Source organism: Zavarzinia sp., from assembly GCF_049306435.1.
Taxonomy (GTDB): Bacteria; Pseudomonadota; Alphaproteobacteria; order Zavarziniales; family Zavarziniaceae; genus Zavarzinia.
In genome coordinates, this window is record NZ_JBAQRT010000310.1 from 22,616 (window position 1) to 31,459 (window position 8,844).

Here is an 8,844-nt window from a genome sequence, read left to right on the forward strand (position 1 = left end):
GTCAGTTTTCCCGCCGCTCGAAGTCGATGCGGGGATCGACCAGCGTATAGGTGAAATCCGAGACGATGCTGGTGATGAGCCCGATCAGCGAGAAGAGATAGAGCGTGCCGAAGATGATCGGATAGTCCCGCTTCTCCGCCGCCTGGAAACCCAGAAGTCCCAGCCCGTCGAGGGAGAAGATCACCTCGGTCATCAGCGACGAGGTGAAGAGAATGCCGATGAAGGCGGCGGGAAAGCCGGCGATGACGATCAGCATCGCGTTGCGGAAGACGTGGGCGTACAGGATGGCGCTTTCGCCGAGGCCCTTGGCCCGCGCGGTCACGACATATTGCTTGTTGATCTCGTCGAGGAAGGAATTCTTGGTCAGCAGGGTCAGGGTGGCGAAACCGCTGATCACCATGGACAGGATCGGCAGGGTCATGTGCCAGGCGTAATCGCCGATCTTCCGCCACAGGCCGAGTTCGTGGAAATTGTCCGAGACCAGACCGCGCAAGGGAAAGATCGACCAGAAGCTGCCGCCGGCGAAGAAGACGATGAGCAGGACGGCGACCAGGAAGGCCGGCACCGCATAGCCAAGGACGATGACGCCCGAGGTCCAGACGTCGAAACGGCTGCCGTCCCGCACCGCCTTGGCGATGCCGAGCGGGATCGAGATGAGATAGACGATCAGCGTCGTCCACAGGCCGAGGGAAATCGAGACCGGCAGCTTGTCGAGGATCAGGTCGATCACCGGCCGGGCCTGGAAGAAACTGGTGCCGAGGTCGAAGCGCAGGTAATCCCCGGCCATCTTCAGGAAACGCTCGCCCAGCGACTTGTCGTAACCGAACTGGACCTCCAGCTCCTTGATGAACTGGGGATCGAGGCCGCGGGCGCCGCGATAGCGGCTGTCGCCCCCGCCGCCGGTGACGCCGCCGCCGCCACCCAGCGTCTCGGACCCGCCCGAGGACAGGCGGCCCTGCATCGCGTTGTCCGACGAGGTGTAACGCGCCATGACCTGTTCCAGCGGCCCGCCCGGGGCGAGCTGGATGACCAGGAAATTGATCAGCATGATGCCGAACAGCGTCGGCACGATCAGCAGCAGCCGGCGCAGCAGATAGATGCCCATCAGGGGGCCTTTCCGGCATCGATGGCGGCGCCGCGCGCGGGATCGAACCACCAGGTGTCGACGACGCCGAGGTCGTAGACCGGCGCGGTGGCCGGCTGGCCGAAACGGTCCCACCAGGCGATGGTGCGGCTGCTCTTGTACCATTGCGGGATGATGTAGTCGTTCCACATCACCACCCGGTCGAGGGCATGGGCCGCGGTCATGTAGTCCGGCCGGCTCTCGGCGCCGATCATCCGGCTGATCAGCATGTCGACCACCGGGTCCTTGATCCCGGACAGGTTCAGGCTGCCCGGCGCGTCGGCGTTTTCCGAGCCCCAGAGATCGCGGAGTTCGGTGGTCGGGGTGGCGCCGAGGGCGAAGCGCTGCGAAATCACGTCGTAATCGAAATTCTGCCGGCGCAGCTGATAGGAGGTCGGATCGACCTCGCGATAGCGGGCGGCGAAGCCCAGCCGTTGCAGATTCTGGACGAAGGGCTGGAAGATGCGGGCCATCACCGGCTCGTCGCTCAATACTTCGATCTCGAAGGACTCGCCCCTGGCGTTCACCAGCTTGCCCTCGCTGACGGTCCAGCCCGCCGCGGCCAGAAGATCGCGCGCGGCCTTCAGCCGGTCGCGGATATTGCCGCTGCCGTCCGTCGCCGCCGGCATGTAGGGGCCGCCGAAGACGGCGTCGGGGATCTGGCCCCGGTACATCTCGAGGATGGCGAGTTCGGCCGAGCTGGGCCAGCCATGGGCGGCCAGCACCGAATTCTCGAAGATCGAGGCCATGCGCGAATAGGCGCCGTAGAACAGCGCCTTGTTCGACCATTCGAAATCGAAGGCGAGGCCGATCGCCCGGCGCACGCGGACGTCCTGGAACTTCTCGCGCCGCAGGTTCAGGAAGAAGGCCTGGATGCCCGTCGGCCGCTCGTCCGCCACTTCGCCGCGCTTCACGAAGCCCTTGTCGAAGGCCGGGCCGACATAGCCGGTCGCCCACAGGCGCGAGGTGAATTCCTCGCGGAAATCCGTGGCGCCGGCCTTGAAGGCTTCGAATTCAATGTCGCGGTCGCGGTAATAGTCGATCGAGATGCGGTCGAAATTGTAACGGCCCCGGTTCACGTTCAGGTCGCGCGCCCAGTAATCCGCCCGCCGCTCGTAGGTGATGCCGCGCCCGGCCTCGACCGCCGCCACCCGGTAAGGGCCGGAGCCGGGCAGGGGCTCCAGCCCCGGCTGGTCGAGATCATGGCTGGCGAGATAGGCGGCGGGCAGCACCGGCATGGTCGCGATGGCGACCGGCAGGGTGCGCAGCCCCTTCATCGCGAAGCGGACATGCACGGTCGCCGGGTCGGGGGCATCGACCCCGGCGATGTCGCCGAGGCGCTGGCGCCAGTTGGGATCGCCCTTGTAGCGGAGGGTCTGCCAGGTCGCGGCCACGTCGGCCGAGGTTACCGGGCTGCCGTCGGCGAATCGCGCCTCGGGGCGCAGGCGGAAGGTGACGGTGGAAAAATCGGCGGCGACATCGATGCTCTCGGCCAGCAGGCCATAGAACGAATCGGGCTCGTCGCTGCTCGCCACCATCAGGCTGTCGGTGGTCAGCTCGGTGCCCTGGACGGCGACACCGCGCACGATATAGGGGTTGAGCGAATCGAAGGTGCCGAGGGCGGAAAGGCTCAGCCGCCCGCCCTTGGGGGCCCCGGGATCGACATAATCGAAATGCGAAAAGCCGGCCGCGTATTTCACATCGCCGAAAGGCGAAAAAGCGGGCCTCGGATCGGCCAGCGCGGGGCCGGCGGCAACCAGGAGGACGGCCGCGGCGCGGGCCAGGCGAAGGGACAGGCTGAACATCGCGGGGATGATAGCAAGCCGTTGGCCGCAGGGAAGCCTATCCCTTCAGCGCCGCCGCTTTCGCCTCGTCGAACCACCAGGTATCGGGAAAGCCCGAGGCATAGCGGGGCTTCACGTCAGGCCGGCCGAAGCGGTTCCAGACGGCGATCCGGTCGGCGGTGATGTGCCATTGCGGCACGACATAGGTGCCCCAGCACAGCACCCGGTCGAGGGCGCGGCAGGCGGCGACCAGGGCGGCGCGATCCCCGGCGAAGATCACCTTGTCGATCAGGGCGTCGATCACCGGATCCTTGATGCCGATCAGGTTGCGGCTGCCCTTTTCGTCGGCGGCGCTGCTGCCCCAGAATTCCCGCTGCTCGTTGCCCGGCGACAGGGACTGCGGGAAGGTGCCGACGACGACATCGAAATCGAAATTGTTCACCCGGTCGACATATTGCGGCGGATCGACGGTGCGAATCCCGGCGGTGATGCCGAGGAGGCCGAGATTGGCGATGAAGGGCGTCGTCACCCGCTCGAAGGTGACGTCATCCATCAGGAATTCGAGGGTGAAGGGCGTGCCGTCAGGCCCGACCAGCTTCTTGTCGACGATCTTGCAGCCGGCATCGGCCAGCAGCTTGCGGGCCTGGAGCAACAGCTTGCGGTCCTGGCCGGTGCCGTCGCTGACCGGGGCGGTCCAGGCCGGGCCGAAGACCGCCGCCGGGAGCCGGTCGCGGAACGGCTCCAGCAGGGCGAGTTCGGCCGCGTCCGGTTCGCCCGTCGCCGCCAGTTCCGAATTGGCGAAATAGGACTGGGTCCTGGTATAGGCGCCGTAAAACAGCGCCTTGTTCGACCATTCGAAATCGAAGGCGAGGCCGATCGCCTGCCGCACCTTCGCGTCGCGCAGCAGCGGCCGGCGGGTGTTCAGGACGAAGGCCTGCATGCCGGCCGGGGTCTCGTCCGGCAATTCCAGCTTCATGACCTTGCCGTCGCGCACCGCCGGGAAGTCATAGGCGGTGGCCCAGACCCGGGCCACGCGCTCGATCCGGACGTCGAGGGCGCCGGCCTTGAAGGCTTCGATATTCGCCGTCTCGTCGCGGAAATAGTCGTAGCGCATGCGCGCGAAATTGTTGCGGCCGATGTTCACCGGCAGTTTCGCGCCCCAGTAGTCCGCCACCCGCTCGAGGGTCAGGCTGCGGCCCGTCTCGACCGCGCCGATTCGATAGGGGCCGCTGCCCAGCGGCACCTCCAGCGAGGGCCGGGTGAAGTCCCGACCTTCCCAGTAATGACGGGGCAGCACCGCGAGCTGGCCCATGATCAGCGGCAGTTCGCGGTTGCCGGTCGTATCGAAGGTGAAGCGGACGCCGCCGTTGCCCGAGGTTTCGACCTTGGCGACATTGGCGTAATAGCTGCGATAGAAGGGGTGGCCCTTGGTCTTCAGCGTCTCGAAGCTGAAGACGACATCGTCCGCCGTCACCGGCGTACCGTCGTGAAACCGGGCCTCGCCGCGCAGGTCGTATTCGACGAAGGAGCGGTCGGGCGCGACGGTGATGCTTTCCGCCAGCAATCCGTATTCCGAGAAGGGCTCGTCCGGCGCCTGGGTGGTCAGCGTGTCGTAGATCGACCCCGATCCGGCGGCGGCATCGCCCAGCACGATGAAGGGATTCAGCGAATCGAAGCTGCCGAGCACGCCCTGGCGGATCTCGCCGCCCACGGGCGCGTCGGCGCGCACGAAATCGAAGCGCGGAAATCCGGCCGGATATTTCAGGTCGCCATGCATGGCGATGCCATGCATCGGCACCGCCTGCGCTCGTGCCGCGCGCAACGAAAAGGCCCCCGCGAAGGGGGCCATCCCGATTGTGGCCAGCAGGCTTCGACGTGAAATCATCATCGTCCCCTGCTGGTCAAAAGCCCGATCAGGGCAGCGGCACCGGCGAATCGGCCTGGGCGCGCAGATAGGCGATCAGGTCGGCGCGGTCCTGCGGCTTCTTCAGACCGGCGAAGCCCATCTTGGTGCCCGGGACATAATCCTTGGGGCTGCGCAGGAATTCATAGAGCGCGGCGAACTCCCACAGGCCGGGCTTGGCCTTCATCGCATCGGAATAGGCGAAGCCTTCCATATGCGCGTGCTTGTTGCCGACGACGCCCCACAGGTTCGGGCCGACCTTGGCGGCACCACCCTTGTCCACCGTATGGCACGAGGCGCATTTCGCGAACTGCTTCTGGCCGTTCTCGACCGACGCGGACGCGAGCAGCTGCTCGACCGGCGGATCTTTCGGCGCCTCGGCGGCGGCCTCGGCTTCACCGCCAGCGGCGGCACCCTCGGCTTCCACGCCTTCGACGACGTAGACCGGCTTTTCCAGATGTTTCGGCGACACCAGGGCGTCACCGACGTTACTGATAATCAGAAGCGCCAGCACGCCACCAAGGGCGGCGCCAGCAATCTTGTTGATCTCGAAGGAATCCATATGCCCTCGTCCCCTCCGGTCCGGGACAGACGTGCCCCGACAGGCGCGCGGAGATTAGCCGCTTCCAAGCAAAAGGCGCAACCCGTATAAGGTCGCGCTATCGCCTCGGAAACTGACGGCAACACGCGCGATCTTCGCCGTGTCATGTTGCCGCAGGTGGCGCGCCTTGCCAATGGTGGCTTTCCCCGTAGGACCGGCCTTGAACATGAGCAATTCGATCGTCGTCATTCCGGCCCGCATGGCCTCCACGCGCCTGCCGGGCAAGCCCCTGAGCCTGATCGACGGCGTGCCGATGATCGTGCAGGTCTGGCGCCGGGCCATGGAGGCGGACGTGGGTCCGGTCGTGGTCGCCGCCGCCGAAGCCGAGATCGTCGCCGCCGTCGAGGCTGCGGGCGGCGTCGCCGTGCTGACCGATCCCGCCCATCCGTCCGGCTCCGACCGTATATTCGAGGCGCTGAAGCGGGCAGACCCCGAGGGCCGGGCCGACTTCGTCGTCAATGTGCAGGGCGATCTGCCGACGATCGAGCCTGCGGTGATTCGCGCCGCGCTGCGCCCGATGGCCGACCCCGCCGTCGATATCGCGACCCTGGCGGCGGAAATCCGCGTCGAGGAAGAGCGGACCAATCCCAATGTGGTGAAGGCCGTGGTCGCCTGGGCGGGCGACAGCGGTATCGGCCGCGCACTCTATTTCACCCGGGCGACAGCGCCTTACGGGGCCGGCGCCCATTTCCACCACATCGGTCTTTATGCCTATCGTCGCCAGGCCCTGGCCCGCTTCGTCGGTCTGCCACCCTCGCCGCTGGAGCAGCGCGAGAAACTGGAACAGTTGCGCGCGCTCGAAGCCGGCATGCGCATCGATGTCGTCGCCGTCGACACGGTGCCCCTCGGCGTTGATACGCCGGAAGACCTGGCGCGGGCCCGCGCCATCATCGAAGGCCATGTTTGAATGACTTATGATCCCGCGCGCGTCGGTACAGCGGTCGTCGCCTATCAGGGGGCGCCGGCCGCCTTTTCCCATCAGGCGCTGCGCGAACTCTTTCCCCAGGCGCGGCCGCTGCCCTGCCCGACCTTCGATGAAGCCCTGAGCGCGATCAAGGACGGACGGGCGGATTTCGGCGTCATCCCGATCGAGAATACGCTGGCCGGCCGCGTCGCCGACATTCACCAGCTGCTGCCGGGCGCCAACCTCTATATCGTCGGGGAATATTTCCTGCGCATCCGCCATCAGCTGCTGGCGCCCAGGGGAGCGACCCTGGCCGGGCTGAAGACCGTGCACAGCCACCAGATGGCGCTCGCCCAATGCCGGAAATTCTGGTTGGAGCATCATCTGACGCCGGTCGTCCATGACGACACGGCGGGCGCCGCCCGCGATGTCGCCGCCTGGGGGGACCCCTCGGTCGCGGCCATCGCGTCGAGCCTTGCCGCCGATGTCTACGGCCTCGACACGGTGGCCGCCAATATCGAGGACGCCGAACACAACACGACCCGCTTCATCATCCTCTCGCGCGAGCGGGATGATCCGGCGCCGGGCGTGCCGGCCATCACCACCTTCGTCTTCCGGGTGCGCAACGTGCCGGCCGCGCTTTACAAGGCGATGGGCGGTTTCGCCACCAACGGCATCAACATGACTAAGCTCGAGTCCTACCAGATCAACGGCAGCTTCACCGCGACCCAGTTCTATGCCGACATCGAGGGCCACCCGGACGACCGTTCGGTTCGCCTCGCCTTCGAGGAACTAGCCTTCTTCTCGACCGACGTGAAAATCCTCGGCAGCTATCCGGCGCATCCCTTCCGCAAGCGGGAAGGCGGCGTCTGACCGCTTGATCGGGGCGGATCCGGGCCCACATGAGTCGGGGTCCGGATCCGCCCCTTTCAATAGAGGAGTCACCCGTGGGTTTCGCGCGTACCGCCCTGCTGCTGGCCGCCATGACCGGCCTGTTCCTGGCCGTCGGCTGGCTGGTCGGGGGACAGAGCGGCCTCGTCATCGCCTTCCTGCTGGCGCTCGGCATGAATGCCTTCGCCTACTGGAATTCCGACAGGATGGTGCTGTCGATGTATGGCGCGCGCGAGGTCGACGCAGAGGCGGCGCCACGCCTTCACGCCATCGTCGGCCGGCTGGCGGATAACGCCGGCCTGCCCATGCCCCGGGTCTATGTGATCGACAACCCTCAGCCCAACGCCTTCGCCACCGGCCGCGATCCCCGGCACGCCGCCGTCGCCGCCACAACCGGCCTGCTCGAACTCCTCAGCGAGGAAGAAGTGGCGGGGGTGATGGCCCATGAACTGGCCCATGTGAAGAACCGCGACACGCTGACCATGACGATCACGGCGACCATCGCCGGCGCCATCGGCATGCTGGCCAATTTCGCCCTGTTCTTCGGCGCCGCCCGCTCGGACGACGAGCGGGACAACGGCATGGGCATGGTTGGCGGCATCCTTGTCGCGCTCTTCGCTCCGATGGCGGCGGCCCTGGTGCAATTCGCCATTTCGCGCAGCCGGGAATACGAGGCCGATCGGATCGGCGCCGAGATCTGCGGCCGGCCGCTGTGGCTGGCTTCGGCCCTGGCGCGGCTCTCCGCCGGGGCGGAGCGGGTGGAGAACCGCGCCGCCGAGGCGCATCCCGCGACCGCCCATCTCTTTATCGTCAACCCGCTGCATGGCCGTGCTATGGATGGCCTCTTCACCACCCATCCGCGGATGGAAAACCGGATCGAGCGACTGCGCCGCATGGCGATCGAGAAGGGACAGACAGGGCCTTGGAGTTGACGACTGAAGAATCGGCCGCCGCACATGCGGCCCATGCCGGCCTCGCCGCGCGTTTCGCCGCCCTCGGCCTCATCGAGGCGGTGATCGTTCGCGGTCAGCCGCTGGACGAGGCGGTCGATCAGGCCGGTGCGCTCGACCGGCTGGTGCCACGGGACCGGGCCTTCGCCCATGCCCTGGCCGCCGCCGCCGTGCGCTCCTGGGGCTTTCTGCTGGCCGCCCTCGACCGCTGCCTCGACCGGCCGGGCAGCCATCTGCCGGACCGGCTGCGGGCCATTCTCGCCCTTGGCGCCGCCCAGCTCCTTATCCTCGACGTGCCGGCCCATGCCGCCGTCGGCGCCACGGTCGAACTGGTCGACGGCAAGCTGGCCAAATTGAAGGGCCTCGCCAATGCCGTGCTGCGCCGGATGGAGCGGGAAAAGGCGGCCATTCTCGGCGCCCTCGACCGGGGCCGCGCCTCGACCCCCGACTGGCTGTTCGATGGTTGGTCGCGGGCTTACGGCGCGGAAACCGCCGTCGCCATCGCCGCCGCCCATCAGCTGGAGCCGCCGCTCGACCTCACCCTGAAGCCCGGGCTCGATCCTTCCGACTGGGCGGCGCGGCTCGGCGCCACGGTGCTGCCGACCGGCTCCCTTCGTCTGACGGGCGCGGGCCGCATCGCCGATCTGCCGGGTTTCGCCGAAGGCGCCTGGTGGGTGCAGGATGCCGC

The 8,844-nt window shown here is 67.1% G+C and carries 8 protein-coding genes; 4 read left to right on the top strand and 4 right to left on the bottom strand.

What is annotated here, in order from left to right; translation table 11 throughout:
* Window position 1: 1 nt before the first annotated feature.
* Genes WAZ62_RS17220 through WAZ62_RS17235 form a run of 4 tightly spaced genes read right to left on the bottom strand, consistent with a single transcriptional unit; the run spans window position 2 to window position 5,372 of the window.
* A complete protein-coding gene (locus WAZ62_RS17220; protein WP_422644767.1) occupies window positions 2-1,105 on the bottom strand; it encodes a microcin C ABC transporter permease YejB in 1,104 nt (367 codons plus the stop codon).
* Window positions 1,105-2,928: an extracellular solute-binding protein gene (locus WAZ62_RS17225; RefSeq protein ID WP_422644768.1), complete on the bottom strand. Its 1,824-nt coding sequence runs from the start codon at window positions 2,926-2,928 to the stop codon at window positions 1,105-1,107. Before WAZ62_RS17225 ends, WAZ62_RS17220 begins: the two co-directional genes overlap by 1 nt.
* 37 nt (window positions 2,929-2,965) lie before the next feature.
* Window positions 2,966-4,795, bottom strand: coding sequence for an extracellular solute-binding protein (locus WAZ62_RS17230; protein ID WP_422644769.1), 1,830 nt, complete (start codon window positions 4,793-4,795; stop codon window positions 2,966-2,968).
* A gap of 25 nt (window positions 4,796-4,820) precedes the next feature.
* The gene (locus WAZ62_RS17235; protein WP_422644770.1) at window positions 4,821-5,372 is read right to left on the bottom strand and encodes a c-type cytochrome; all 552 of its coding nucleotides are present in this window, start codon (window positions 5,370-5,372) and stop codon (window positions 4,821-4,823) included.
* Window positions 5,373-5,577: 205 nt separating this feature from the next.
* Between WAZ62_RS17235 and WAZ62_RS17240 the strand changes: the two genes are divergently transcribed.
* The 4 genes from WAZ62_RS17240 to WAZ62_RS17255 form a co-directional block, all read left to right on the top strand.
* Entirely contained in the window at window positions 5,578-6,318 is a 741-nt protein-coding gene (locus tag WAZ62_RS17240; RefSeq protein ID WP_422644771.1) for a 3-deoxy-manno-octulosonate cytidylyltransferase, read from the top strand.
* On the top strand, window positions 6,319-7,188 hold the full coding sequence (locus WAZ62_RS17245; protein ID WP_422644772.1) for a prephenate dehydratase: 870 nt from the start codon (window positions 6,319-6,321) through the stop codon (window positions 7,186-7,188).
* A 74-nt stretch (window positions 7,189-7,262) separates the two neighbouring features.
* The gene (htpX, locus tag WAZ62_RS17250; RefSeq protein WP_422644773.1) at window positions 7,263-8,138 is read left to right on the top strand and encodes a zinc metalloprotease HtpX; all 876 of its coding nucleotides are present in this window, start codon (window positions 7,263-7,265) and stop codon (window positions 8,136-8,138) included.
* Window positions 8,135-8,844: transcription antitermination factor NusB (locus WAZ62_RS17255; RefSeq protein ID WP_422644774.1), on the top strand; the 710-nt coding region annotated here is incomplete at its 3' end. The genes htpX and WAZ62_RS17255, both read left to right, overlap by 4 nt.